This is a genomic window from Streptomyces sp. NPDC046557, from assembly GCF_040645975.1.
Lineage (GTDB): Bacteria > Actinomycetota > Actinomycetes > Streptomycetales > Streptomycetaceae > Streptomyces.
Genome location: NZ_JBEYZH010000002.1, coordinates 91,755 through 116,471, shown reverse-complemented (window position 1 = coordinate 116,471; position 24,717 = coordinate 91,755). Strand labels below are relative to the sequence as shown.

Sequence of the window (24,717 nt, the reverse complement as noted above, 5' to 3'; positions counted from 1 at the left end):
CACGCCCCCGACCCGAGGAATCGCGACCACCGTGTTCGATACGCTTTCCGACCGCCTCAGCGCGACCTTCAAGTCCCTCCGGGGCAAAGGCCGCCTCTCCGAGCAGGACATCGACGCTGCGGCGCGGGAAATCCGTATCGCCCTCCTCGAGGCCGACGTCGCGCTCCCCGTCGTCCGTTCCTTCATCGCGAACGTCAAGGAACGCGCGCGCGGCGAAGAGGTCAGCAGGGCCCTGAACCCGGGGCAGCAGGTCCTCAAGATCGTCAATGACGAGCTCGTCTCGATCCTCGGCGGCGAGACCCGGCGCCTGCGCTTCGCCAAGACCGCCCCCACCGTGATCATGCTCGCCGGCCTCCAGGGTGCCGGTAAGACCACCCTCGCCGGAAAGCTCGGCCTGTGGCTCAAGGGGCAGGGCCACGCCCCGCTCCTCGTCGCGTGCGACCTCCAGCGCCCCAACGCCGTCAACCAGCTCAGCGTCGTCGCCGAGCGCGCCGGCGTCGCGGTCTACGCGCCGCAGCCCGGCAACGGCGTCGGTGACCCGGTCCAGGTCGCCAAGGACTCCATCGAGTACGCCCGTACCAAGCAGTACGACATCGTCATCGTCGACACCGCCGGTCGCCTCGGCATCGACCAGGAGCTGATGCGGCAGGCCGCGGACATCCGCGACGCCGTCAGCCCCGACGAGATCCTCTTCGTCGTCGACGCCATGATCGGCCAGGACGCGGTCAACACCGCCGAGGCGTTCCGCGACGGCGTCGGCTTCGACGGCGTGGTGCTCTCCAAGCTCGACGGCGACGCCCGGGGCGGTGCCGCGCTCTCCATCTCGCACGTCACCGGCAAGCAGATCATGTTCGCCTCGAACGGTGAGAAGCTCGACGAGTTCGACGCCTTCCACCCCGACCGCATGGCGGGCCGGATCCTCGACATGGGTGACATGCTCACCCTCATCGAGCAGGCCGAGAAGACCTTTTCGCAGGCCGAGGCCGAGAAGATGGCGGCCAAGCTCGCGAAGGGCCCCAAGGAGTTCACGCTCGACGACTTCCTGGCCCAGATGGAGCAGGTCCGCAAGATGGGCTCCATCTCCAAGCTGCTCGGCATGCTGCCCGGCATGGGGCAGATCAAGGACCAGATCAACAACATCGACGAGCGCGACGTCGACCGCACCGCCGCCATCATCAAGTCGATGACCCCGGCCGAGCGCCAGGACCCGCACATCATCAACGGCTCCCGGCGCGCCCGTATCGCCAAGGGTTCCGGCGTCGAGGTCAGCGCCGTCAAGAACCTCGTCGAGCGGTTCTTCGACGCGCGCAAGATGATGTCCCGTATGGCCCAGGGCGGCGGCATGCCGGGCATGCCCGGCATCCCCGGGATGGGCGGCGGCCCCGGCCGGCAGAAGAAGCAGGTCAAGCAGGCCAAGGGCAAGCGCAAGAGCGGCAACCCGATGAAGCGCAAGGAAGAGGAGGCCGCGGCCGCGGCCCGGCGCGAGCAGGGGCCGCAGGCCGTCGAGCCGGCCGTCGGCGGCAACCCGTTCGGGCTGCCCGCGGGCGGGGCCCAGCCCGGCCAGGACTTCGACCTTCCGGACGAGTTCAAGAAGTTCATGAAGTAGCGGCGGCGCGGCGCGCGCGGCGCCGTGGGGAAGGGCCCTGGCCGGCCCGGGAACGACCAGCCGGCCGGGGCCCTCCGCCGTTCCCAGGACGAACCCTTCGGGGGGCATTGGCCCGGTATCTCCCTTATGGTCGGCCGGGAGGACGGCAGAAGGAGGCCCCGTGCCCAGTCCCACCCCCGCACCGCCCCGCGACCGGGCCGACACCCCCTGGCGTTCCGAGGGCGCGCCGCCCACCCCGCCGCCGAAGCGGAAGATGGCCGGCGGATGGCGCGGCCTGATCCTCGTCGCCCTGATCGTCTTCCTGATCGCCAACCTGGTCCTGTCGTTCTTCAACGAGGGCAACGAGCCGACGGTCTCCTACACCGAGTTCAGCCGGCAGGTCGCCGCCGGCAACGTCTCGAAGATCTACTCCAAGGGCGACGCCATCCAGGGGCAGCTCAAGACCAAGGCGCCGAAACCGGACGGTGGCAAGGGCGACTACACCAAGTTCGTCACCCAGCGCCCCGCCTTCGCCGACGACGACCTGTGGGCCAACCTCACCAAGCACCAGGTCACGGTGACCGCCTCGCCCGTCGTCGTCCAGCGCAGCTTCCTCGCCAACCTGCTCATCTCGCTCGCGCCGATGCTGCTGCTGGTCGTGCTGTGGGTGGTCATCGCCCGCCGGATGGGCTCCGCCATGGGCGGCGGACTCGGCGGCCTGGGCCGCAAGGCGCCCCCGAAACCGGTCGAGCTGGAATCGGGCGCCACCCGCACCACCTTCGACGACGTGGCCGGCATCGACGAGGTGGAGGGCGAGCTCAACGACGTCGTCGACTTCCTCAAGAACCCGCAGGAGTACCGCAAGATGGGCGCCCGCATGCCCGGCGGCGTCCTGCTCGCCGGCCTGCCCGGCACCGGCAAGACCCTGCTCGCCCGCGCGGTCGCCGGAGAGGCCGGAGTCCCCTTCTTCTCCGCCTCCGCCTCCGAGTTCATCGAGATGATCGTCGGCGTCGGCGCCTCCCGCGTCCGCGAACTGTTCACCGAGGCGCGCAAGGTCGCCCCCGCCATCATCTTCATCGACGAGATCGACACCATCGGGCGCGTGCGCGGCGCCGGCGGCGGACTCGGCGGCCACGACGAACGCGAACAGACGCTGAACCAGATCCTCACCGAGATGGACGGCTTCTCCGGCTCGGAGGGCGTGGTCGTCCTCGCCGCCACCAACCGCGCGGACGTCCTGGACCCGGCGCTGACCCGGCCCGGCCGCTTCGACCGGCTGGTGCAGGTCTCCCCGCCCGACAAGCACGGCCGCGAGGCGATCCTGCGCATCCACACCCGCGAGATCCCACTGGCCGACGGCGTGGACCTCGGCCGGGTCGCCGGCACCACCCCCGGCATGACGGGCGCCGAGCTCGCCAACCTGGCCAACGAGGCCGCCCTGCTGGCCGTCAAACGCAAGCGGACGCGGGTCACCCAGGCCGACCTCTCCGAAGCCCTGGAAAAGGTGCAGCTCGGCGCCGAACGCCCGCTCGTCATGCCGCTGGAGGAACGGCGCCGCACGGCCTACCACGAGAGCGGCCACGCCCTGCTGGGCATGCTCCAGCCCGGCGCCGACCCCGTCCGCAAGATCACCATCGTCCCGCGCGGCCGGGCCCTGGGCGTCACCCTCTCCACCCCGGACGCCGACCGGTACGCGTACACGGAGCCGTACCTGCGCGGGCGCATCATCGGCGCGCTCGGCGGCATGGCGGCCGAGCACGTCGTCTACGACGTGATCACCACGGGCGCCGAGAACGACCTCGAACAGGTCACCAACCTCGTCCGCGGCATGGTCGGCCGGTGGGGCATGAGCGAACGCGTCGGCCGGCTGACCGCGATCCCCTCCGACGGCCAGGGCGCCTACGGCCTCTCCGCCGCCCCAGCGACGCTCGACGCCGTCGACGCCGAGATGCGACGGATCGTGGACGAGTGCTACGCCGAGGCGTGCCGCCTGCTCCGGGAGCACCGCTCACAGCTCGACGACCTCGCCGAGGCCCTGCTCGCCGCCGAAACCCTCGACGAAGCCGCCGCCTACGCCGCCGCGGGCATCCCGCGCCTGTCCAAGGACGCGCCGGGCCCGGACAGCCCGTGACCGGGCCCGGGCCCGGCCCCGGGTCCTACCGGACGCGGGCGATCACGTAGCGGAAGATGTTCGGCAACCACACGGAGCCGTCCGGCCGCTCGTACGGGTGAAGCGCCTCGGTCAGCTCCTTCTCCACCTGCGCCGGGTCGGAGGCGGACTCGTACAGCCCCGTCGAGAGCAGCCCCCGTACGGCGCTGTCCACGTCCGCGTAGCCGAACGGGCAGAACACCCGCCCCGACCCGTCCGGCACCAGCCCCGCGCCGGTCACCAGCGCGTCCAGGTCCCGCGGCGAGGGCCCGCCGCCCAGCACCGCCGGGACCGTGCACCGCTCCGCCGGCCCCCATCCCGCCAGGACCACCGCCCCGCCCCGCCGGACCGCTGGCAGGGCCGCCGCCAAGGCCGCGCCGCCGGGCGAGAACGCCAGCAGGACGTCGTACGGGCGCGCGGTCGACGGCGGGTCCGGCCGCACCTCCAGCAGCCGCTCACGCGCCAGAGCGCGCCGCGCCGCGTCCGCCTCCACACCGGTCACGGAGGCCCCGCGCCGCTGCGCCAGCAGGAGGGCCAGCCCCGCCCCGCACCCCAGGCCGAGCAGCCGGGCGCCGGGCCCGACCTCCAGCCGGTCGTAAACCGCCTCGTACAGCGGTACCAGCATCCGTTCCTGGATCTCCGCCCAGTCCCGGGCGACGAGCGTCGTCGTCGGCGTCGATGTCATCGAAAGAGCGCTCCTGATTCCATGTCGCCCCCATGTCGCCCCCCGGTGGGTTTCCCCTGGGCCCCGTTGCCAGGGAACTCCCCATCGGGCCCCGCGTCCAGAGGAGTGCGCCACCCGATTCACGCATCGAGCGCCCGGCGCCGTACCATTCGCGCCATGGCAAAGGCACCCGTTCTCACCCCCCAGGCGGAGGATTTCCCCCGCTGGTACCAGGATCTGATCAACAAGGCCGAGCTGGCCGACAACGGTCCGGTACGCGGCACCATGGTCATCCGGCCGTACGGCTACGGGCTGTGGGAGCGGATGCAGCAGGAGATGGACGCGCGCATCAAGGACGCGGGCGCCCAGAACGCGTACTTCCCGCTGTTCATCCCGCAGTCCTACCTGACGAAGGAAGCCGAGCACGTCGAGGGCTTCGCCCCCGAGCTCGCGGTCGTCACGCACGGCGGCGGCAAGGAGCTGGACGAGCCGGTCGTCGTCCGGCCCACCTCCGAGACGATCATCAACGACTACTTCTCCAAGTGGGTCCAGAGCTACCGGGACCTGCCCCTGCTGATCAACCAGTGGGCCAACGTGGTCCGCTGGGAAATGCGCCCGCGCGTGTTCCTCCGTACGAGCGAGTTCCTCTGGCAGGAGGGCCACACCGCCCACGCCACGTACGAGGACGCCCGCGACTACGCGGCGCGCATCCACCGCGACGTGTACGGCGACTTCATGACGAACGTGCTCGGCATCGACGTCGTGCTCGGCCGCAAGACGGCCAAGGAGCGCTTCGCCGGAGCCATCAACACCCTCACGCTGGAGGGGATGATGGGCGACGGCAAGGCCCTGCAGCTCGGCACCAGCCACGAGCTGGGCACCAACTTCGCCAAGGCGTTCAACACGCAGTACCTGTCGAAGGAAGGCAAGCAGGAGCTCGTCTGGCAGACCTCGTGGGGCGTCTCGACCCGCATGGTCGGCGGCCTGATCATGTCCCACGGCGACGACAACGGCCTGCGGGTGCCGCCGCGCCTCGCGCACGTCCAGGTCGTCGTCATGGCGATCAAGGGCGACGAGGCCGTGGCCAAGGTCCGCGAGCTCGGGGCGCAGCTGAAGGCCGCCGGCATCCGGGTCCAGGTCGACGACCGCGTGGACACCCCCTTCGGGCGCCGCGCCGTCGACTGGGAGCTCAAGGGCGTACCCGTGCGCGTCGAGATCGGCCCGCGCGACCTGGAGAACGGCACCGCGATGCTGGCCCGCCGGATCCCGGGCGGCAAGGAGGCGGTGCAGATCTCCGCGCTGGCCGACCTGCTCCCCAAGGTGCTGGAGGAGGACCAGGCGCAGTTGCTGCGCGAGTCCCGCGAGCGCCGTGAGGCCCGTACCTCGGACGTCGCGACCATCGAGGAGGCCGCCGAGGCCGCCATCGCCGGTGGCTGGGCCCGGATCCCGTGGGCGGACCTCGGCCCCGAGGGCGAGGCCAAGCTGGCGGAGCAGGCGGTCTCCGTGCGCTGCCTGATCGCCGCGGACGGGTCGGTTCCGGAGGCGGACGACGCCCCCGGTACGCTCGCCATCGTGGCGCGCTCGTACTGATCGCCCCTCGCTCGCAGACGCGCCCCCGGCGTGCGGCCTTCCCCGCACGCCGGGGGCATAGTCGTCGTTACGTACCGACTTCTCCGGGGATATGCACACCCGTCCTCGTCGCGACGCATCAGAGTGAACTGACTGGTACGTGCAAAAAATTTGGAATGGCCCGGAATCGGAACACCGGGGCACCCCGGCTCGTTGTCACGACGTGAGCACGACACCACCTGTTCTTGCCGCAGAGCTGGCGCAGGCGTGGGCCGATATTCAGCGGTACCACCCCGAGCTGCCTGACCTTGCCGCGCCCGAGTCCCTGATCGGAGAGTCGTCGTCCGCCTGTGGCGCCGAGCTCTCCTTCGAGCGACTGCTGCACGAGGCAGTCCACGGCATCGCAGCCGCCCGTGGAGTCCGCGACACCTCGCGGGCCGGCCGCTACCACAACCGCAGATTCCTCGCGATCGCCGAGGAGATGGGGCTGGACCATTCCGAAGAGCCGCACGCCAGCAGCGGTTTCTCCCTGGTCTCGCTCAGTCCCGAGGCGAAGAAGCGCTACCGCCCCACCATCGAGCGGCTGCAGCGGGCCCTCAAGGCGCACACGGTCGCCACGGCCGCCGACACCAAGCGCAGCTTCCGCGGGCCGGCCGCCCGGCACGGCTCCTCCGGCGGCGGCGTGCGGGTCAAGGCGGTCTGCGACTGCGGGCGCAACGTGCGGGTCGTCCCGTCGGTGCTGGCCCAGGCGCCCATCGTCTGCGGTGGCTGCATGAAGCCGTTCCGCATCCCCGAGGTGGCCGTCTCGGTCGCCGCCTCCTGAATCGGCCGCGCGGGCGCGCGCGGTTGTGCCGCCCGGCCCGGTGCTCCGCGGCCCCGGATCCGGCCGGTGGCCGACCGGCCGCCGTCGGGTGCCGGGCGCCGTGGTGTCCGGCCGCCCGCTGACGCCGCCCCTACGGCTGAGCGCGCCGCAGGCATGTGGCACAATGGCTAGCTGTACTCGACAGTCGCACAGGACCCCTCTCTCCTCCGGCTGACGCGTCCATCGGGCACCCGAGTACCGCAACCCCACGTGGCATCTCATGTGCCCAACCACGTCAAGTTCAGGAGACACCACTCCAGTGGCAGTCAAGATCAAGCTCAAGCGTCTCGGCAAGATTCGCCAGCCGCACTACCGCATCATCGTCGCCGACGCCCGCACCCGCCGGGACGGTCGCGCGATCGAGGAGATCGGTATCTACCAGCCGACCTACAACCCGTCGCGCATCGAGGTCAACGCCGAGCGTGCGCAGTACTGGCTGTCCGTCGGTGCCCAGCCCACCGAGGCTGTGCTCGCCATCCTGAAGCTGACCGGTGACTGGCAGGCCCACAAGGGTCTCCCCGCCCCCGCGCCGCTGCTGCAGCCGGAGACGAAGGAGAGCAAGCGTCGCTCCTTCGACGAGTTCGCCAAGGCCCTCGAGGGCATCGGCGAGGGCAAGGGCGAGGCCATCACCCAGAAGGCGAAGAAGGCCGATAAGAAGGCGGACGAGGCTGAGGCCGCCGCCGAGTCGACCGAGGCCTGATCATGCTCGAGGAGGCTCTTGAGCACCTCGTGAAGGGCATCGTGGACAACCCCGACGACGTGCAGGTCGCCTCGCGCAACCTGCGCCGCGGACAGGTGCTCGAGGTCCGGGTCCACCCGGACGACCTCGGGAAGGTGATCGGCCGCAACGGCCGCACCGCACGTGCGCTGCGTACCGTCGTGGGCGCCATCGGCGGTCGGGGGATCCGCGTCGACCTCGTCGACGTGGACCAGGTCCGCTGAAGAGTTGAACCACCGGCACGGGCCGGGGAGGGCGAATGCGCCCGCCCCGGCCCGTCGTCGTCTGAACAGGAGACATGGACAGTGGAGTTGGTAGTCGCGCGGATCGGCCGCGCCCACGGGATCAAGGGTGAGGTCACCGTCGAGGTGCGGACCGACGAGCCCGAACTGCGGCTCGCGCCCGGCGCGGTGCTCCGCACGGAGCCGGCGTCGGCGGGCCCGCTGACGATCGAGACGGGCCGCGTGCACAGCGGACGGCTGCTGCTGCGCTTCGAGGGCGTGAAGGACCGCACCGGTGCCGAGGCGCTGCGCAACACCCTGCTGATCGCCGAAGTGGACCCGGCGGAGCTGCCGGAGGAGCCCGACGAGTACTACGACCACCAGCTGATGGACCTGGACGTGGTGCTGGAGGACGGGACGGAGATCGGCCGGATCACCGAGATCTCCCACCTGCCCTCGCAGGACCTCTTCATCGTCGAGCGGCCCGACGGCAGCGAGGTGATGATCCCCTTCGTCGAGGAGATCGTGGCGGAGATCGACCTGGAGGAGCAGCGCTGCGTCATCACGCCGCCGCCCGGCCTGATCGACGACGGCGCGGCCACCGACGAAGTCGACGTCGAGCGCAGTGTGTCCAGCCGTGACGCCGAGGCCGAAGCCGCGGGTGACGAAGCCGCCGGGGACGACGCCTGATGCGTCTGGACGTCGTCACGATCTTCCCCGAGTACCTGGAGCCGCTGAACGTCTCCCTCGTCGGCAAGGCGCGGGCGCGCGGACAGCTCGACGTACACGTCCACGACCTGCGCGACTGGACGTACGACCGCCACAACACGGTCGACGACACCCCCTACGGCGGCGGTCCCGGCATGGTCATGAAGACCGAGCCGTGGGGCGAGGCCCTGGACGCGGCGCTCGCCGACGGGTACGAGGCCGGCGCGCACGGCCCGGTCCTGGTCGTCCCCACGCCCAGCGGGCGCCCCTTCACCCAGGAACTGGCCGTCGAACTCTCCGAGCGGCCGTGGCTGATCTTCACCCCGGCCAGGTACGAGGGCATCGACCGCCGGGTGATGGACGAGTACGCGACGCGGATGCCGGTGTACGAGGTCTCCATCGGCGACTACGTCCTGGCCGGCGGCGAGGCGGCCGTCCTGGTCGTCACCGAGGCCGTGGCCCGGCTGCTGCCCGGAGTGCTCGGCAACGCCGAATCGCACCGGGACGACTCGTTCGCCCCGGGCGAGATGGCCAACCTGCTGGAGGGGCCCGTCTACACCAAGCCCCCGAGGTGGCGCGGCCGGGGCATCCCCGACGTCCTGCTGAGCGGGCACCACGGGAAGATCGCCCGGTGGCGGCGGGACGAGGCGTTCCGCAGGACGGCCCGCAACCGGCCCGATCTGATCGAGCGCTGCGACGCCTCCGCCTTCGACAAGAAGGACCGGGAGATCCTCGGTCTCCTGGGCTGGACGCCGACCCCCGACGGCCGATTTTGGCGTAGGCCGCAGACCGTGGAAGAATAGGCGGCTGTTGTGTGCTCGCGTACGCCCCTGCCACAGGGGGACCGTCGTCCGCGAGAGGGCGCAGCTCCCGAATTCTCTACGGAAATCCGCACCGGCGGCCTGTGGCGTCGTGCGAAGAAAGCAGACGAAGAACATGTCTCACCTGCTCGATGGCGTCAACGCCGCCTCGGTCCGCTCCGACGTCCCGGCCTTCCGCCCGGGTGACACGATCAACGTGCACGTCCGCGTCATCGAGGGCAACCGCTCCCGCATCCAGCAGTTCAAGGGTGTTGTCATCCGTCGCCAGGGCTCTGGCGTCTCCGAGACCTTCACCGTTCGCAAGGTCTCCTTCAGCGTCGGTGTCGAGCGCACCTTCCCGGTGAACTCCCCGATCTTCGAGAAGATCGAGGTCGTCACCCGCGGTGACGTGCGTCGCGCCAAGCTGTACTTCCTCCGTGAGCTCCGCGGCAAGGCCGCGAAGATCAAGGAGAAGCGCGACCGCTGATCTCCTCTCCGGGTCCCGGGGGCGGCCGGATAGGCTCCCCCCGATGGACACCGAAGCAGAGCTCACACAGCGCGGCCGCTCTTCCCCCGACGAGGGGGAGGGGCGGCCGCGCCGTGCGTTGGCCCCGAGTGGGCTGACCTGGCGGCGGGCCGGGCTGCTGGGGCTGATCTGCACGGTCTTCGTGCTACTGCTCGGCAACTTCGTCGTGCAGCCCTTCCTGATCCCGAGCCGGTCGATGGAACCGACGTTGCGGGTCGGGGACCGGGTGCTGGTCAACAAGCTGGCGTACCGTTTCGGCGACCGGCCCGAGCGCGGCGACGTGGTCGTCTTCGACGGCACGGGCTCCTTCGTCCCGGAGGGACCGCAAGGCAACCCGATCGCCGAGACCCTGCACGGCGCGGCCTCGGTACTCGGGCTCGCGGAGCCCTCCGACACCGACTTCGTGAAGCGGGTCGTCGGCGTCGGCGGCGATGACGTGGTGTGCGACGAGAACGGCCGGCTGAAGGTCAACGGGGTCCCGGTGGACGAGCCGTACCTCTACCCCGGCGACACGTCCTCGAAGGTGCCCTTCCGCATCGTCGTACCGCTTGGGACCCTGTGGGTCATGGGCGATCACCGGTCTCAGTCGCGGGACTCCCGGGACCACCTGGGCGAGCCCGGCGGGGGGATGGTGCCGGTGGACAAGGTGATCGGGCGGGCCGACTGGATCGGTTGGCCCGTCTCGCGCTGGGGCGCGACGGGGAGCGCGGGGGGCGGACATGGGTAGCCGGGGGAGGCCGAGAGGCCGGCGGGGTCCCGAGCGGGACCCCGAGCCGGAGCCGGAGCCCGAGACGACCGCGGCGGTGCCGCCCCGGCCCGAGACCCAGCCCGAGGGAGGCCGGGCCGAGCGGCGCCGGCTGGCGCGCCGGGTCCGGCGGCGCAGACGGACCCGCAGGGCGGGGGAGCTGCCCCTGCTCGTGGTGGTCGCGCTGTGCATCGCCCTGCTGCTGAAGACCTTCCTGGTGCAGGCGTTCTTCATTCCGTCGGGCTCGATGGAGCAGACGATCCGGATCGGCGACCGGGTCCTGGTCGACAAGCTCACCCCCTGGTTCGGCTCCAAGGTGGAGCGGGGCGATGTCGTCGTGTTCAAGGACCCGGGCGGTTGGCTCAGGGGCGAGGCGGCCCGGCCGGCCAAGGACCCGATCGTCGTCAAACAGATCAAGCAGACCATGACCTTCATCGGGTTGCTGCCCTCGGCGGACGAACAGGACCTCATCAAGCGGGTCATCGGCGTCGGCGGGGACGAGGTCGCCTGCTGCGACGCCCGGGGGCGGATCACCGTCAACGGGACGCCGCTGGATGAGCCGTACGTGAACCCGGGCAACACCCCGTCGGAGATCCGGTTCGATGTGAAGGTGCCGCGGGGACGGCTGTTCGTGATGGGGGACCACCGGGCAAACTCGGCCGACTCCCGTTACCACCTCGACGAGGGGTTCCAGGGCACGATCGACGAGAACGGAGTGGTGGGACGGGCCGTGGTGATCGCCTGGCCCTACGGCCACTGGCGCGAGCTGGAACAGCCCGCGACCTTCCTCACGGTGCCCGACGAGGCGCGCCGCGGGCGGCGCGGACGCGGAGGACGGCGTCGGGGCGCGCGGTTCGCATAGTGTGTCCTCGGTCTCCCGCGCCTTAGGGAACTCCCGCTCGTTAAGGGAGGGGAGGGCCCGTGTCCGTACCGGCACGGGCGGCGAATCCGAGTGAGGGAGTGGATGTGGGGGACGTGGCGGTAGGCGCGCGGTCCGGACGCGACGAGGGTGACGAGCGGCCGGAGGACGGCGTCGAGGGCGAGACCGAGAACGGCGGTGCGGGGGCGCGCCCCCAGCGGTCGTTCTGGAAGGAGCTGCCGCTCCTGATCGGCATCGCCCTGCTGCTGGCCCTGCTGATCAAGACCTTCCTGGTGCAGGCGTTCTCGATCCCGTCGGAGTCGATGCAGAACACCCTCCAGCGCGGCGACCGGGTACTGGTGGACAAGCTGACCCCGTGGTTCGGCTCGGAGCCCGAGCGCGGTGAGGTGGTGGTCTTCCACGACCCCGCCAACTGGCTCGCGGGCGAGGCCACTCCGGAGCCGAACTTCGCGCAGAAGGCCCTCAGCTGGATCGGTCTGATGCCGTCCGCGGAGGAGAAGGACCTGATCAAGCGGACGATCGCCATCGGCGGGGACACGGTCGAGTGCAAGCGCGGCGGACCGGTCGTGGTCAACGGCAAGCCGTTGGACGAGCCGTACATCTTCCCGGGCAACACCGCCTGTGACGACGCCCCGTTCGGCCCGATCACCGTGCCCAAGGGCAAGATCTGGGTGATGGGCGACCACCGCCAGAACTCGCAGGACTCCCGCTACCACATGCAGGACTCGACCCAGGGCTTCGTGCCGGTCAAGGACGTGGTCGGCCGGGCCGTGGTCGTCGCGTGGCCCGTCACCCGCTGGGCGACCCTCCCGGTCCCGGACACCTTCGACCAGCCCGGCATCGGCAACCAGGCCAAGGCCGCGGCACTGGGTCTGGACGCCTCGGGACTGGCGCCGGTCGGCCTCGCCCCGGCGGCCCTGGGGCTCACGGGCGCGGTTCCGGTCGTCCTGTGGCGCCGGCGGAAGCCGGCCGGCAGCCGTACCGCCGGGTAGGGTGCCGCCCAGGTCGACGATCCCGGAGTGTGGGGGCGCTGCAATGGGCGGAACACGAACAAGCGGTACACAGGTCATACGAGGTGGCGGCACCGACCGCGGCGGTCTCGGCAACGTCTTGTCGGGAATCGCCGTGGCCGTCGGCTTCGTGCTCTTCCTCGGCGGTTTCGTCTGGGGCGCGCTGACGTACCAGCCCTATACGGTGCCGACCGACTCGATGGTGCCGACCGTGCGGCCCGGCGACCGGGTCCTCGCCCAGCGCATCGACGGCGACCAGGTGCGCCGAGGTGACGTCGTCATCTTCACCGATTCCGTGTGGAGCAACTCCCCCATGGTCAAGCGGGTGGTCGCCGTCGGCGGCGACACCGTGAAGTGCTGCGGCGCGGGCGGAAGGCTCACCGTGAACGGCAAGGAGCTGGACGAGCCCTACCTCGACGACTCCCACGTCACGCCGCTGGACCCGGCGACCGTCCCGGTCCCGGGCGGCGCTTCCGACACCAACTTCGAGGTGAAGGTTCCGCAGGGCAACCTCTTCCTGCTCGGCGACCACCGCGCCGCCTCGCTGGACTCCCGGGCGCACCTCCAGGAGAGCGGACAGGGCACCGTGGCCCGCTCGGCGGTCAGCGCCCGGGTGGACGCGCTGGCGTGGCCGTCGATGTCGATGGTGGAGCGACCCCGGGCGTACGCCGCGCTCCCCGGCGGCACCTCCCGGCCGGGGCCGCTGCGGCTCCAGCTCGCCGCGGTCGTGGCCGGGGCCGCCCTCGTGCTGCTGGGGGCCGCTTACGGGCCCCTGACCCGGGTGTTGGGGCGCGGGCGCCGGCGGGAGCGCGGCGATGCCCGCTGACCCGGCCACGATGCCCACCGGCCCGGTCCGCAAGGTGTCCCGGGTGATCCTCCTCGACCCGCGGGACCGCATCCTGCTGCTGCACGGCTTCGAACCGGGCGACCCGTCGAACGACTGGTGGTTCACCCCGGGCGGCGGGGTCGAGGGCGACGAGACGCGTGAGCAGGCCGCGCTGCGGGAACTCGCGGAGGAGACCGGCATCACCGAAGTGGAGCTGGGGCCGGTGCTGTGGCAGCGGTACTGCGCCTTCCCCTTCGACGGGCGCCGCTGGGAACAGGACGAGTGGTACTTCCTCGCCCGCACGACCCGGACCGCGACGGTGACGACCGGCTTCACCGAGCTGGAGCGGCGCACCGTCACCGGAGCGAGGTGGTGGACCTCCGAGGAACTTCTGTGGGCACGTGAGACGGTGTACCCGACCAGACTCGCCGGGCTGCTCCGTACGCTGCTCGACGACGGTCCTCCGGGTGCGCCGGTGGTCCTGGCCCCGGAAATCGTTTAGGGGCACGGGGGTCTGGCGCACAATAGGGGGACGCACGGCTGAAGGGGAACATGCCATGAGTGCCGAGGACCTCGAGAAGTACGAGACCGAGATGGAGCTGAAGCTCTATCGGGAGTACCGCGACGTCGTCGGTCTGTTCAAGTACGTGATCGAGACGGAACGTCGTTTCTACCTCACCAACGACTACGAGATGCAGGTGCACTCGGTCCAGGGGGAGGTCTTCTTCGAGGTCACCATGGCCGACGCGTGGGTCTGGGACATGTACCGTCCGGCCCGGTTCGTGAAGCAGGTGCGCGTGCTGACCTTCAAGGACGTGAACATCGAGGAGCTCAACAAGAGCGACCTCGAACTTCCCGGGAGCTGATCCGTTCGGGGGCCGTGCGTAGAGCCTTGTGTCACCCGAGGGGGTGACCGGGTTTTCCACAACGCCGCGGTTGTCCACCAAGATCCACACGGGGGGCGGGGGCGCGGGATCGTCGGTGCCGGAGGTGGTGCCGGATGAACGCGAAGAGCGTGGCGCAGCAGGCATTGGGCCGGTACGGCGAGGAACTCGCGGTACGGCGGCTCACCGAGTCCGGGATGACGGTGATCGCCCGGAACTGGCGATGTCGGAGCGGCGAGATCGACATCGTCGCGCGGGACGGGGACTGCCTCGTCGTGTGCGAGGTGAAGACGCGCAGGTCGGGGGCGGCCGGGCAGGCGGTGTTCGAGCATCCGATGGCCGCCGTCCGGGCCGGCAAGGCCGAGCGGTTGCGCCGGCTCGCCGGGCGCTGGCTCGCCGATCACGGGGGGCCGCCGCCGGGGGGAGTGCGGATCGACCTCGTCGGGATCGTGCTGCCGCGGCGCGGCGCGCCCGTGGTGGAGCACGTCAGGGGGGCGGCCTGATGGGGTTCGCGCGGGCCTGCTCGGTGGCCCTCGTGGGGGTCGAGGGCGTGGTCGTCGAGGTGCAGGCCGACCTGGAGCCGGGCGTCGCGGCCTTCACCCTGGTGGGGCTGCCCGACAAGACGCTGGTCGAGAGCCGGGACCGGGTGCGGGCCGCCGTGGTCAACTCCGGCGCCGCCTGGCCGCAGAAGAAGCTCACGGTCGGACTCAGCCCGGCCTCCGTGCCCAAGGGCGGTTCCGGGTTCGATCTCGCCGTGGCCGCCGCCGTGCTGGGGGCGGCCGAGGTGGTCGAACCGGGCGCCATCGCCGATCTCGTCCTCATCGGGGAGCTCGGTCTCGACGGCGGGGTGCGGCCCGTGCGGGGCATCCTGCCCGCCGTGCTGGCCGCCGCCGAGGCGGGCTACCGGCAGGTGGTGGTGCCACAGCAGTGTGCCGCCGAGGCGATGCTCGTCCCGGACGTCAGCGTGCTCGGCGTACGCAGCCTGCGGCAGCTGATCGCCGTCCTGACCGACGGGGAGGTTCCCGAGGAGGAGGACCATCCGCGCGTCGGGCGGCCCGATCCGATACTGGCCGGGCTGCTCGTCCCCGGCGCGGGGCTGGGTACCGGCATCTCCCGCGGCGGCGGGGCGGCGGGCGACGGGCCGGACATTCCGGACCTCGCCGACGTCGCGGGCCAGTACGCGGCTCGCCGGGCCCTGGAGGTGGCCGCCTCGGGGGGACACCATCTCTTCCTGAGCGGTCCGCCGGGCGCGGGCAAGACGATGCTCGCCGAGCGGCTGCCCTGGATCCTGCCGCCGCTCACCCGTCAGGATTCCCTGGAGGTGACGGCCGTCCACTCGGTCGCGGGAATCCTGCCGCCCGGCGAGCCCCTGCTCGCGAGGCCGCCGTACTGCGCCCCGCACCACTCCGCGACCATGCAGTCGCTGGTCGGCGGTGGGGCCGGGGTGCCCAGGCCGGGGGCGGTCTCCTTGGCCCACCGCGGTGTGTTGTTCCTGGACGAGGCCGCCGAGTTCGGGTCGAAGGCGCTGGACGCCCTGCGCCAGCCGCTCGAAGCGGGGCACGTGGTCATCGCCCGGGCCGCCGGGGTGGTAAGGCTGCCGGCCCGGTTCCTGATGGTGCTCGCCGCCAACCCCTGTCCGTGCGGGCGGCACACGCTCCAGGGGGCCGGCTGCGAATGCCCGGCCTCGGTGGTCCGGCGCTACCAGGCCAGACTGTCCGGGCCGCTGCTCGACCGGGTCGACCTCCGCGTCGAGGTGGAGCCAGTGACCCGCTCCGACCTGCTGGGGCAGGGCGGCCGGGGTGAGGCCACCGCGGTGGTGGCCGACCGGGTGCGCGAAGCCCGGGACCGGGCCGCCGCCCGGCTCGACGGCACCCCGTGGCGGCTCAACTCCGAAATCCCGGGGCACGAGCTGCGCACCCGCTGGCAGGCCGGCCCGGGCGCGCTGGCCCAGGCCGAGCGGGACCTGGAGCGGGGGCTGCTCACGGCGCGGGGGCTGGACCGGGTGCTGCGGGTCGCCTGGACCGTGGCCGACCTGCGCGGCAACGACCGTCCCGACGCGCTGGACGTGGCCGTCGCGCTGGAGTTGCGCACCGGGATCGCCCGCGGGGCGACGGCGGCCATGGCGGCCGGGTCATGAGCGCCGCGCGGGAACCGGACGCCGACGAGCCGGACCCGGCTCATCCGGACGCGGCTCACCTGAACGCGGCCGGGAGGGATGCGGGCGAGCCGGACGCCGCTGAGGTGGGTGGTGCCGAGCCGGGGCCGGAGTTGTTGGCCCGGGCGGCGCTGACCCGGGTGCTGGAACCCGGCGACGAGCACGGCGGGCGGTGGCTGCGGGAGTTCGGCGCCGTCGGGCTGATACGGCTGCTGACCGGGACCATCGACACCGGCCCGGGGGCGGAGCGCCTGGTCGGGGTGGGGCCGGAGCGGCTCGCCGGATACCGCAGACGGGCCGCCCTCGCCGACCCCCGGCGGGATCTGGCGGAGGCCGCCGAGGCCGGGGTGCGGTTCCTCTGCCCCGGGTCGGCGCGGTGGCCGACGCAGCTCGACGACCTGGGCGACGCCCGGCCCGTCGGACTGTGGTTGCGCGGCGGGGCGGACCTGCGGACCTGGGCGCTTCGCTCGGTCGCCGTTGTCGGGGCCCGGGCCTGCACCCCGTACGGGGCGCACATGGCGCAGACCCTGGCGGCGGGTCTCGCCGAGCGCGGCTGGGTGGTGGTCTCCGGGGCGGCGTACGGGATCGACGGAGCGGCCCATCGGGGAGCCCTCGCCTCCGGCGGAGCCACGGTCGCGGTCCTGGCCTGCGGGGCGGACGTGGCCTACCCGCGCGGGCACGCCGGACTGCTCGGCCGGATCGCGGGCCAGGGCCTCGTCCTGGGCGAGCTGCCGCCCGGCAGCCACCCGACCCCGAGCCGGTTCGTGCTGCGCAACCGGGTCATCGCCGCCCTCACCAGGGGCACGGTGGTCGTGGAGGCGGCCGTACGCAGCGGCTCCCTGGTCACCGCCCGCCGGGCCCGGGAGCTGGGGCGCCTCACGATGGGCGTCCCCGGGCCCGCGACCAGCGGACTCTCGGCCGGGGTGCACGAACTGCTGCGCGGCGAGGCCGTGCTCGTCACGGACGCGGCGGAGGTGATCGAGCTGGTCGGCGGCATGGGCGAGCTGGCTCCCGAGCGGCGCGGCCCGGTGCTGCCCCGGGACCTGCTGGACCCGGCCGCCGCCAGGGTGCTCGAAGCCCTCCCGGCGGGCCGCCCGGCAGGCGTGGAGGAGGTGTCCCTCGCCGCCGGCACCGGCACCGATGAAGTCATCGGCAGACTGTACGAACTTCACTCTCTGGGGTTCGTCGAACGGCAGGGCGACGACTGGCAGTTGACCGCACGCGGACCCCGAGGGGGCACTCGAACCGGTGGCGCCCGGCGAGGCGGTCATTGACCTGGGGCGTTCCGGTGAAAGAGTGACGCCGATGAGAGACGCGGTCTTCCCGAGGGCGGTTGTCGGGACCGTGCGCGAGGCGCCGGTCCCGGCCCGCCCGTGCCGGTCGGGGCGCCCATGCGGCCCCGCGCCATCCCGTACTCTTCGCGCACCGCGACACTTCCGTCACGCTACGCTCCCAAGGAATCCGGCTCCGGCAAAGGCGAAGCATGCCCCAGCACACCTCAGGGTCTGACCGCGCTGCGGTGCCCCCCGCTGCCCGCGGCGGCAGTGTGCGGTCCACCGCGCCCTCGTCCCTGGAGGTGCTGTGGCGCTCGTACAAGGACTCGGGGGACGAGCGGCTGCGGGAGCAACTGATCCTGCACTACTCGCCGCTGGTGAAGTACGTGGCCGGCCGGGTCAGCGTGGGCCTGCCGCCCAACGTCGAGCAGGCCGACTTCGTCTCCTCCGGTGTCTTCGGCCTCATCGACGCCATCGAGAAGTTCGACATCGAGCGGTCCATCAAGTTCGAGACGTACGCCATCACCCGGATCCGCGGCGCGATGATCGACGAGCTGCGGGCGCTGGACTGGATCCCCCGCTCGGTCCGGCAGAAGGCGCGCGCCGTGGAGCGCGCGTACGCCACGCTGGAGGCCCAGTTGCGGCGCACCCCGACCGAGCACGAGGTGGCCGGGGAGATGGGCATCGGGGTGGAGGAGCTCCACACCGTCTTCAGTCAGCTGTCGCTGGCGAACGTCGTGGCCCTGGAGGAGCTGCTGCACGTCGGCGGCGAGGGCGGCGACCGGCTCTCGCTGATGGACACCCTGGAGGACCACGCCGCCGACGACCCGGTGGAGGTGGCCGAGGACCGCGAGTTGCGCAGGCTGCTGGCCCGCGCGATCAACACGCTGCCGGATCGGGAGAAGACGGTCGTCACCCTCTACTACTACGAGGGCCTCACCCTCGCCGAGATCGGCAACGTGCTGGGCGTCACCGAGAGCCGGGTCAGCCAGATCCACACCAAGTCCGTGCTCCAACTGCGCGCCAAGCTCGCGGACGTCGGCCGGTGAAGGCGCCGCGGCTCGACGCCGCCGCCCCGCCGAAGACCCGTGTCCGGAAGGCCGTTGCTCCGTAGAGTGGTCGGGTGCCAAGGATTCGAGCGGCCTCCGTGGCCGAGCACCGGTCGATGCAGCGCCGCGCCCTGTTGGACGCCGCCCGTTCCCTGCTGTCCGAAGGCGGTACGGAGGCCCTGACCTTCCCCGCCCTGGCGCAGCGCACCGGGCTCGCCCGGTCCTCCGTGTACGAGTACTTCCGCTCCCGCGCGGCGGTCGTCGAGGAGCTGTGCGCGGTGGACTTCCCCGTCTGGGCAGCCGAGATCGAGGCGGCGATGGAGGCGGCCCCGACGCCCGAGGCGAAGATCGAAGCCTATGTCCGCAGCCAGCTCGGGCTGGTCGGGGACCGGCGCCACCGGGCGGTGGTGGCGATCTCCGCCGGCGAGCTGGACGCCGCCGCGCGGGAGAAGATCCGTGCGGCGCACGGCGGACTGGTCGCGATGATCGTCGAGGCGCTGGCGTCCCTCGGCCAGGCGGAGCCGAAGCTGGCCGCGATGCTGTTGCAGGGGGTCGTGGACGCGGCGGTCCGGCGGATCGAGCTCGGCGCCGCCGAGGACCCGGGCGTGGTGACGGAGGCGGCCGTCGCGATGGCCCTGCGGGGCGTCCGGGGCTGAGCGGCGTGGGCCTCGGACCGTAGACCCGGATCGAGCCGCGCCTGCGTCAGGTGTCGTCCGGCCGCTCGGTGGGTAGCAGTCTCGGGGTGGTGCGCGGGACCAGGGTCAAGGGGTTGAGATACGTCTCGCCCGCCAATAGACCCCAGTGCAGGCAGGGCTCCGTACAGTGGGCGCCCTCCGTCAGCACCGCCACCACCTGGCCCGCCGTGACCTCCTCGCCCTCGGCCACGAGCGGCCGGACCGGCTCGTACGTGGTCCGCAGGCCGCCCGGGAGGGTGAGGGAGAGCACCCCGCGGCCCGCGACCTGCCCGGCGTAGAACACCCGGCCGGGGCCCACGGCGCGCAGCTCCGCCCCCACCGGCGCCGCCAGGTCCACCCCGCGGTGACCGGCCGCGTACGGCGTCGGCGGCGGGTCCCACCACCGCGCCACCACGAGGGGCGCCGGCAGCGGGCGCACCCCGGCGGGGGCCATGGAGTTACCGGCGGGGGTCATGGTGGCAGGGGAGGTGAGCGCCTGGGACAGCGCCACGAGCAGGGTGAGCAGCAGAGTCGTCATACGGGACAGCGTCCCGCGCGGCCCGGCGCGCCGCCCGGGCCTGTGGACAACCCGGACGGTGTGGACAAGCGCGTCACCCGGCATACCGCCGGGTCCCGTACACTTCTTGTGGCGATCCGGGTCACCGGGTCGACTTCGCACGCCCCAGCACCGGCTCGTCAGGCCAGGTGAGAGCGTCTCTCGGTCCCCTCCTCGGGGGCAGGACGCGGCGGGGCGTCAGGAACCAAACCGAGAAAACAAGGAGATGGCCATGGCCGTCGTAACGATGCGGGAGCTGCTGGAAAGCGGCGTCCACTTCGGTCACCAGACCCGTCGCTGGAACCCGAAGATGAAGCGCTTCATCTTCACCGAGCGCAACGGCATCTACATCATCGACCTGCTCCAGTCGCTGTCGTACATCGACCGCGCCTACGAGTTCGTGAAGGAGACCGTCGCGCACGGTGGCTCCATCATGTTCGTCGGTACCAAGAAGCAGGCCCAGGAGGCCATCGCCGAGCAGGCGACGCGCGTCGGCATGCCGTACGTCAACCAGCGTTGGCTCGGTGGCATGCTCACCAACTTCTCCACCGTCTACAAGCGCCTCCAGCGTCTGAAGGAGCTTGAGGCGATCGACTTCGAGGACGTCGCCGCCTCGGGTCTCACCAAGAAGGAGCTCCTGGTCCTCTCCCGCGAGAAGATCAAGCTGGAGAAGACCCTCGGTGGTATCCGCGAGATGTCGAAGGTCCCCAGCGCCGTCTGGATCGTCGACACCAAGAAGGAGCACATCGCCGTCGGTGAGGCGCGCAAGCTCCACATCCCGGTCGTCGCGATCCTCGACACCAACTGCGACCCCGACGAGGTCGACTACAAGATCCCGGGCAACGACGACGCGATCCGCTCCGTCACCCTGCTCACCCGCGTGATCGCCGACGCCGTCGCCGAGGGCCTCATCGCCCGCTCCGGTGCCGCGACCGGTGACTCGAAGCCGGGCGAGAAGGCCGCCGCCGAGCCGCTCGCCGAGTGGGAGCGCGACCTGCTCGAGGGCGAGAAGAAGGCCGACGAGCCCGCCGAGGCCGCTCCGGCCGAGGCCGCTGTCGAGGCCCCGGCCGCCGAGGTCGAGGCCGAGACCGAGACCGTCGTCGAGGCTCCGGCCGCCGACGCCGAGCAGGCCTGACCCACTGAGGGCGCCCGGCGTTCACGCGCCGGGCACTCGCAGCACGGACGATGACGGCGGGGGAGCCGCGCCACGAGCGCGACTCCTCCGCCGCTCACCCTGGATCTACGACTTCGAGAGAGAATCCAAGACTCATGGCGAACTACACCGCCGCTGACGTCAAGAAGCTCCGCGAGCTCACCGGCGCCGGCATGCTGGACTGCAAGAACGCGCTCGTCGAGGCCGACGGCGACGTCGAGAAGGCCAACGAGATCCTGCGCGTCAAGGGCCTCAAGGGCGTTGCCAAGCGTGAGGGCCGCTCCGCGGAGAACGGCGCTGTCGCCTCCCTGATCGCCGCCGACAACGCCTCCGGCGTCCTGGTCGAGCTCAAGTGCGAGACCGACTTCGTGGCCAAGAGCCCGAAGTTCCTCGCCGTCGCCGACGAGCTGGCCCAGCACGTGGCCGCCACCAAGCCGGCGGACATCGAGGCGCTGCTCGCCTCCGAGATCAAGCCCGGCCAGACCGTCCAGGCGTTCGTGGACGAGGCCAACGCCAACCTCGGCGAGAAGATCGTCCTCGACCGCTTCGCGCAGTACGAGGGTGCCTTCGTCTCCGCGTACATGCACCGCACCATGCCCGACCTGCCCCCGCAGATCGGTGTCCTGGTCGAGCTGGACAAGGCCGACGCCGACCTGGCCAAGGGCATCGCCCAGCACATCGCCGCCTTCGCGCCGAAGTACCTCTCCAAGGAGGACGTCCCGGCCGAGGTCGTCGAGAGCGAGCGTCGCGTCGCCGAGGAGACCACCCGCGCTGAGGGCAAGCCCGAGGCCGCCCTCCCCAAGATCGTCGAGGGTCGCGTCAACGGCTTCTTCAAGGAAGCCACGCTGCTCGGCCAGCCGTACGCGCTGGACAACAAGAAGTCCGTCCAGAAGGTTCTGGACGAGGCCGGTGTCACGCTGGTGCGCTTCAGCCGTATCAAGGTCGGCATCTGAGTCCGTCCGTACGCGACGGACACCGGACCCCGGTAGGGTCTGAAGCAGTCGTCCGCGCTCGCGCAGGGCGACCGCAGATCTGACGAGGAGGCCATTGCCGTAGAGGGAACCGCGAGGACCCACCGGCAATGGCCTTCTTCGTATGTGCACGAGGAGATCCCATGAATCAGGGCGTGGACCCCCACACCGCTTCCGACGACAAGAGCGACCACGACAAGAAGGGCCGCCGCTTCATGCTGAAGCTGTCGGGTGAAGCCTTCTCCGGCGGCGGCGGGCTGGGCGTCGACCCTGACGTCGTGCACGCCATCGCGCGTGAGATCGCCGCCGTGGTCCGTGACGGCGCCGAGATCGCGATCGTCATCGGCGGCGGCAACTTCTTCCGCGGCGCCGAGCTCCAGCAGCGCGGCATGGACCGTGCCCGTTCCGACTACATGGGCATGCTCGGCACGGTGATGAACTGCCTCGCCCTCCAGGACTTCCTGGAGAAGGAGGGCATCGACAGCCGCGTCCAGACCGCCATCACCATGGGCCAGGTCGCGGAGCCCTACATCCCGCTGCGTGCCGTGCGGCACCTGGAGAAGGGGCGCGTCGTCATCTTCGGCGCCGGCATGGGCATGCCGTACTTCTCCACCGACACCACGGCGGCCCAGCGCGCCCTGGAGATCGACGCGGAAGCCCTGCTCATGGGCAAGAACGGCGTCGACGGGGTCTACGACTCCGACCCGAAGACCAATCCGGACGCGGTGAAGTTCGACGCGCTGGAGTACAGCGAGGTGCTGTCGCGGGACCTCAAGGTCGCCGACGCCACCGCCATCACGCTGTGCCGCGACAACCGGCTCCCGATCCTGGTCTTCGAGCTCCTCGCCGAGGGCAATATCGCCCGGGCCGTCAAGGGTGAGAAGATCGGCACGCTCGTGAGCGACCAGGGCACCAGGGTCTGACACCGCCCGGCCGCCGGGCCCGCGCCCGCAGCGGACCGGCCCGGCCGGCCCGCCCCGCCTGAACCATCCATATCTGACATGCAGGAGCACGTGGTGATCGAAGAAATCCTCCTCGAGGCCGAGGAGAAGATGGAGAAGGCCGTCGTCGTCGCCAAGGAAGACTTCGCCGCGATTCGCACGGGCCGTGCGCACCCGGCGATGTTCAACAAGATCGTGGCTGACTACTACGGTGCCATCACGCCCATCAACCAGCTCGCCTCCTTCGCGGTGCCCGAGCCGCGCATGGCCGTCGTGACGCCGTTCGACGCGTCCGCGCTGCGCAACATCGAGCAGGCCATCCGCGACTCCGACCTCGGCGTCAACCCGAGCAACGACGGCCGCATCATCCGGGTGACCTTCCCCGAGCTGACGCAGGAGCGTCGCAAGGAGTACGTCAAGGTCGCGCGCACCAAGGCCGAGGACTCCAAGGTCTCGATCCGCTCCATCCGCCGCAAGGCCAAGGACGCCCTCGACAAGCTCGTCAAGGACAAGGAGTCCGGCGAGGACGAGGTCCGCCGCGCGGAGAAGGAGCTCGACGACACCACCGCGAAGTACGTCACGCAGGTGGACGAGCTGCTCAAGCACAAGGAAGCCGAGCTCCTCGAAGTCTGATGAACGACTCTTCCTGGCAGCCGGAGCCCGTTCCGGCGGGTCCCGCATACGATGCGCAGGTGGGCCCGCAGACTCGGCCCATGCCCATCGTGCCCGATGCCGCCGGCCGTGACTTCGACGACCGGGAAGCACGCGATCGGGGGGTCGCCGCCGACAGCGGCCCCCTCTTCCGCGCCGAGACGCCGCCGCAGGAGCCCATGCCCAGCCCCCCGCCTCCGCCCTCGCCGGCACCCCAGGACGCCTCCCCGCCGCCGAAGAAGCGCGCGGGGCGGGACCTGCGGGCCGCCATAGGGGTCGGCGTCGGCCTCGGAGCGGTGATCTTCGCCTCGCTCTTCATCGTCAAGGCCGTGTTCGTCGGTGTCATCGTCGTCGCGGTCGTCGTCGGCCTGTGGGAGCTCACCTCCCGGCTCCAGGAGAAGAAGGGCATCAAGGCGCCGCTCGTACCGCTCGCGGTCGGTGGCGCCGCCATGGTCATCGCCGGATACGTCCGCGGCGCCGAGGGCGCCTGGGTGGCGATGGCGCTGACCGCCCTGGCGGTGCTGGTCTGGCGGATGACCGAGCCGCCCGAGGACTACCTCAAGGACGTCACGGCGGGTGTATTCGCCGCCTTCTACGTGCCCTTCCTCGCGACCTTCGTGGCGATGCTGCTCACCGCCGACGACGGGCCCCAGCGGGTCGTCACCTTCCTGGTGCTGACCGTGGTCAGCGACACCGGGGCCTACGCGGTGGGCTGGCGCTTCGGCAAGACCAAGCTCGCCCCGCGCATCAGCCCCGGCAAGACCCGGGAGGGCCTGGCCGGTGCGGTGGCGTTCGCGATGGCGGCGGGCGCGCTGTGCATGGAGTTCCTCATCCACGACGGCGAGTGGTGGCAGGGACTGCTGCTGGGGCTGGCCGTCGCGGTCAGCGCCACCCTGGGCGACCTCGGCGAGTCGATGATCAAGCGGGACCTGGGCATCAAGGACATGGGGACCCTGCTCCCCGGTCACGGCGGCATCATGGACCGGCTCGACTCGCTGCTGCCGACCGCCCCGGTGGTGTGGCTGCTGCTCGCCGCGTTCGTCGGCACCGGCTGATACCCGCCCCCGGGGGGCTCCGACCGGGGCTCCGACCCGCGGGTTTTTCACCGGTGCGGCCCCGCTGAGCCGGGACGACGTACATGCGAAA

27 protein-coding genes are annotated in these 24,717 nt (G+C 71.5%); 25 read left to right on the top strand and 2 right to left on the bottom strand.

Going from position 1 to position 24,717, the window contains the following annotated elements; genetic code table 11:
• The first annotated feature begins 31 nt into the window (after positions 1-31).
• Together ffh and ftsH are read left to right on the top strand one after the other, a co-directional pair.
• Positions 32-1,606 (top strand): signal recognition particle protein, encoded by a 1,575-nt coding sequence (ffh, locus tag ABZ934_RS05760; RefSeq protein ID WP_361308921.1) that lies wholly within the window; start codon positions 32-34, stop codon positions 1,604-1,606.
• Positions 1,607-1,766: 160 nt separating this feature from the next.
• Positions 1,767-3,716 (top strand): ATP-dependent zinc metalloprotease FtsH, encoded by a 1,950-nt coding sequence (gene ftsH, locus ABZ934_RS05755; protein ID WP_361308918.1) that lies wholly within the window; start codon positions 1,767-1,769, stop codon positions 3,714-3,716.
• 25 nt (positions 3,717-3,741) lie between these two features.
• On the opposite strand, the gene ABZ934_RS05750 is transcribed toward ftsH, so the two are convergent.
• A complete protein-coding gene (locus tag ABZ934_RS05750; protein ID WP_361308916.1) occupies positions 3,742-4,419 on the bottom strand; it encodes a methyltransferase type 11 in 678 nt (225 codons plus the stop codon).
• Positions 4,420-4,575: 156 nt separating this feature from the next.
• Here ABZ934_RS05750 and proS point away from each other — a divergent pair, with 156 nt between their 5' ends.
• From proS to ABZ934_RS05660, 18 genes are all read left to right on the top strand, one after another.
• Positions 4,576-5,988 (top strand): proline--tRNA ligase, encoded by a 1,413-nt coding sequence (proS, locus tag ABZ934_RS05745; protein WP_361308914.1) that lies wholly within the window; start codon positions 4,576-4,578, stop codon positions 5,986-5,988.
• Between the two features lie 202 nt (positions 5,989-6,190).
• Positions 6,191-6,790, top strand: a complete 600-nt coding sequence (locus ABZ934_RS05740) for a hypothetical protein (protein ID WP_361308912.1) — start codon at positions 6,191-6,193, stop codon at positions 6,788-6,790.
• 298 nt (positions 6,791-7,088) lie between these two features.
• Positions 7,089-7,529, top strand: a complete 441-nt coding sequence (gene rpsP, locus ABZ934_RS05735; RefSeq protein WP_136213353.1) for a 30S ribosomal protein S16 — start codon at positions 7,089-7,091, stop codon at positions 7,527-7,529.
• Positions 7,530-7,531: 2 nt separating this feature from the next.
• Positions 7,532-7,771 carry an RNA-binding protein gene (locus ABZ934_RS05730; protein WP_007266827.1) on the top strand — a complete coding sequence of 80 codons (240 nt, stop codon included), beginning with the start codon at positions 7,532-7,534 and terminating at the stop codon, positions 7,769-7,771.
• A gap of 81 nt (positions 7,772-7,852) precedes the next feature.
• The gene (gene rimM / locus ABZ934_RS05725; RefSeq protein WP_361308909.1) at positions 7,853-8,458 is read left to right on the top strand and encodes a ribosome maturation factor RimM; all 606 of its coding nucleotides are present in this window, start codon (positions 7,853-7,855) and stop codon (positions 8,456-8,458) included.
• A complete protein-coding gene (gene trmD, locus ABZ934_RS05720; RefSeq protein ID WP_361308907.1) occupies positions 8,458-9,279 on the top strand; it encodes a tRNA (guanosine(37)-N1)-methyltransferase TrmD in 822 nt (273 codons plus the stop codon). Before rimM ends, trmD begins: the two co-directional genes overlap by 1 nt.
• Before the next feature lie 133 nt (positions 9,280-9,412).
• The gene (gene rplS, locus ABZ934_RS05715) at positions 9,413-9,763 is read left to right on the top strand and encodes a 50S ribosomal protein L19 (RefSeq protein WP_361308905.1); all 351 of its coding nucleotides are present in this window, start codon (positions 9,413-9,415) and stop codon (positions 9,761-9,763) included.
• A gap of 43 nt (positions 9,764-9,806) precedes the next feature.
• Positions 9,807-10,529, top strand: coding sequence for a signal peptidase I (lepB, locus tag ABZ934_RS05710; RefSeq protein ID WP_361308903.1), 723 nt, complete (start codon positions 9,807-9,809; stop codon positions 10,527-10,529).
• A 76-nt stretch (positions 10,530-10,605) separates the two neighbouring features.
• Positions 10,606-11,409 (top strand): signal peptidase I, encoded by an 804-nt coding sequence (gene lepB, locus ABZ934_RS05705; RefSeq protein WP_361308901.1) that lies wholly within the window; start codon positions 10,606-10,608, stop codon positions 11,407-11,409.
• Positions 11,410-11,522: 113 nt separating this feature from the next.
• On the top strand, positions 11,523-12,419 hold the full coding sequence (gene lepB / locus ABZ934_RS05700; protein ID WP_361310233.1) for a signal peptidase I: 897 nt from the start codon (positions 11,523-11,525) through the stop codon (positions 12,417-12,419).
• 43 nt (positions 12,420-12,462) lie between these two features.
• Positions 12,463-13,263: a signal peptidase I gene (lepB, locus tag ABZ934_RS05695; RefSeq protein ID WP_361308899.1), complete on the top strand. Its 801-nt coding sequence runs from the start codon at positions 12,463-12,465 to the stop codon at positions 13,261-13,263.
• Positions 13,253-13,765: an NUDIX hydrolase gene (locus tag ABZ934_RS05690; protein ID WP_361308897.1), complete on the top strand. Its 513-nt coding sequence runs from the start codon at positions 13,253-13,255 to the stop codon at positions 13,763-13,765. Before lepB (ABZ934_RS05695) ends, ABZ934_RS05690 begins: the two co-directional genes overlap by 11 nt.
• Before the next feature lie 55 nt (positions 13,766-13,820).
• Entirely contained in the window at positions 13,821-14,129 is a 309-nt protein-coding gene (locus ABZ934_RS05685; protein ID WP_006139554.1) for a DUF2469 domain-containing protein, read from the top strand.
• A 134-nt stretch (positions 14,130-14,263) separates the two neighbouring features.
• Positions 14,264-14,650, top strand: a complete 387-nt coding sequence (locus tag ABZ934_RS05680) for a YraN family protein (RefSeq protein WP_361308895.1) — start codon at positions 14,264-14,266, stop codon at positions 14,648-14,650.
• Complete coding sequence (locus tag ABZ934_RS05675) at positions 14,650-16,284, top strand: ATP-binding protein (protein ID WP_361308893.1); 1,635 nt, start codon at positions 14,650-14,652, stop codon at positions 16,282-16,284. The genes ABZ934_RS05680 and ABZ934_RS05675 overlap by 1 nt, the downstream gene beginning before the upstream one ends.
• A complete protein-coding gene (gene dprA / locus ABZ934_RS05670; RefSeq protein WP_361308891.1) occupies positions 16,281-17,576 on the top strand; it encodes a DNA-processing protein DprA in 1,296 nt (431 codons plus the stop codon). The genes ABZ934_RS05675 and dprA overlap by 4 nt, the downstream gene beginning before the upstream one ends.
• Before the next feature lie 209 nt (positions 17,577-17,785).
• Positions 17,786-18,625, top strand: coding sequence for an RNA polymerase sigma factor WhiG (gene whiG, locus ABZ934_RS05665; RefSeq protein WP_361308889.1), 840 nt, complete (start codon positions 17,786-17,788; stop codon positions 18,623-18,625).
• Between the two features lie 98 nt (positions 18,626-18,723).
• A complete protein-coding gene (locus ABZ934_RS05660) occupies positions 18,724-19,281 on the top strand; it encodes a helix-turn-helix domain-containing protein (protein WP_361310230.1) in 558 nt (185 codons plus the stop codon).
• A 46-nt stretch (positions 19,282-19,327) separates the two neighbouring features.
• Here ABZ934_RS05660 and ABZ934_RS05655 read toward each other — a convergent pair whose 3' ends face one another.
• Positions 19,328-19,837 (bottom strand): M23 family metallopeptidase, encoded by a 510-nt coding sequence (locus ABZ934_RS05655; protein ID WP_361308887.1) that lies wholly within the window; start codon positions 19,835-19,837, stop codon positions 19,328-19,330.
• Positions 19,838-20,087: 250 nt separating this feature from the next.
• Here ABZ934_RS05655 and rpsB point away from each other — a divergent pair, with 250 nt between their 5' ends.
• The 5 genes from rpsB to ABZ934_RS05630 all read left to right on the top strand — a co-directional run bounded on the left by rpsB (position 20,088) and on the right by ABZ934_RS05630 (position 24,626).
• Positions 20,088-20,990: a 30S ribosomal protein S2 gene (gene rpsB, locus ABZ934_RS05650; protein WP_361308885.1), complete on the top strand. Its 903-nt coding sequence runs from the start codon at positions 20,088-20,090 to the stop codon at positions 20,988-20,990.
• A 134-nt stretch (positions 20,991-21,124) separates the two neighbouring features.
• A complete protein-coding gene (tsf, locus tag ABZ934_RS05645) occupies positions 21,125-21,961 on the top strand; it encodes a translation elongation factor Ts (protein ID WP_361308883.1) in 837 nt (278 codons plus the stop codon).
• Positions 21,962-22,122: 161 nt separating this feature from the next.
• Positions 22,123-22,902, top strand: coding sequence for a UMP kinase (pyrH, locus tag ABZ934_RS05640; RefSeq protein WP_136213434.1), 780 nt, complete (start codon positions 22,123-22,125; stop codon positions 22,900-22,902).
• Positions 22,903-22,995: 93 nt separating this feature from the next.
• The gene (gene frr, locus ABZ934_RS05635) at positions 22,996-23,553 is read left to right on the top strand and encodes a ribosome recycling factor (RefSeq protein WP_190186850.1); all 558 of its coding nucleotides are present in this window, start codon (positions 22,996-22,998) and stop codon (positions 23,551-23,553) included.
• The gene (locus ABZ934_RS05630; RefSeq protein ID WP_361308881.1) at positions 23,553-24,626 is read left to right on the top strand and encodes a phosphatidate cytidylyltransferase; all 1,074 of its coding nucleotides are present in this window, start codon (positions 23,553-23,555) and stop codon (positions 24,624-24,626) included. The genes frr and ABZ934_RS05630 overlap by 1 nt, the downstream gene beginning before the upstream one ends.
• Positions 24,627-24,717: the final 91 nt, after the last annotated feature.

What these genes read in the sequence shown, in the direction of transcription:
- ABZ934_RS05750 (WP_361308916.1), bottom strand. Translation starts at nt 4,419, where the DNA reads ATGACATCGACGCCGACGACGACGCTCGTCGCCCGGGACTGGGCGGAG.
- proS (WP_361308914.1), top strand. Translation starts at nt 4,576, where the DNA reads ATGGCAAAGGCACCCGTTCTCACCCCCCAGGCGGAGGATTTCCCCCGC.
- ABZ934_RS05730 (WP_007266827.1), top strand. Translation starts at nt 7,532, where the DNA reads ATGCTCGAGGAGGCTCTTGAGCACCTCGTGAAGGGCATCGTGGACAAC.
- trmD (WP_361308907.1), top strand. Translation starts at nt 8,458, where the DNA reads ATGCGTCTGGACGTCGTCACGATCTTCCCCGAGTACCTGGAGCCGCTG.
- rplS (WP_361308905.1), top strand. Translation starts at nt 9,413, where the DNA reads ATGTCTCACCTGCTCGATGGCGTCAACGCCGCCTCGGTCCGCTCCGAC.
- lepB (WP_361308903.1), top strand. Translation starts at nt 9,807, where the DNA reads ATGGACACCGAAGCAGAGCTCACACAGCGCGGCCGCTCTTCCCCCGAC.
- lepB (WP_361308899.1), top strand. Translation starts at nt 12,463, where the DNA reads ATGGGCGGAACACGAACAAGCGGTACACAGGTCATACGAGGTGGCGGC.
- ABZ934_RS05690 (WP_361308897.1), top strand. Translation starts at nt 13,253, where the DNA reads ATGCCCGCTGACCCGGCCACGATGCCCACCGGCCCGGTCCGCAAGGTG.
- ABZ934_RS05685 (WP_006139554.1), top strand. Translation starts at nt 13,821, where the DNA reads ATGAGTGCCGAGGACCTCGAGAAGTACGAGACCGAGATGGAGCTGAAG.
- ABZ934_RS05680 (WP_361308895.1), top strand. Translation starts at nt 14,264, where the DNA reads ATGAACGCGAAGAGCGTGGCGCAGCAGGCATTGGGCCGGTACGGCGAG.
- ABZ934_RS05675 (WP_361308893.1), top strand. Translation starts at nt 14,650, where the DNA reads ATGGGGTTCGCGCGGGCCTGCTCGGTGGCCCTCGTGGGGGTCGAGGGC.
- dprA (WP_361308891.1), top strand. Translation starts at nt 16,281, where the DNA reads ATGAGCGCCGCGCGGGAACCGGACGCCGACGAGCCGGACCCGGCTCAT.
- whiG (WP_361308889.1), top strand. Translation starts at nt 17,786, where the DNA reads ATGCCCCAGCACACCTCAGGGTCTGACCGCGCTGCGGTGCCCCCCGCT.
- ABZ934_RS05655 (WP_361308887.1), bottom strand. Translation starts at nt 19,837, where the DNA reads ATGACGACTCTGCTGCTCACCCTGCTCGTGGCGCTGTCCCAGGCGCTC.
- rpsB (WP_361308885.1), top strand. Translation starts at nt 20,088, where the DNA reads ATGGCCGTCGTAACGATGCGGGAGCTGCTGGAAAGCGGCGTCCACTTC.
- tsf (WP_361308883.1), top strand. Translation starts at nt 21,125, where the DNA reads ATGGCGAACTACACCGCCGCTGACGTCAAGAAGCTCCGCGAGCTCACC.
- pyrH (WP_136213434.1), top strand. Translation starts at nt 22,123, where the DNA reads ATGAATCAGGGCGTGGACCCCCACACCGCTTCCGACGACAAGAGCGAC.
- ABZ934_RS05630 (WP_361308881.1), top strand. Translation starts at nt 23,553, where the DNA reads ATGAACGACTCTTCCTGGCAGCCGGAGCCCGTTCCGGCGGGTCCCGCA.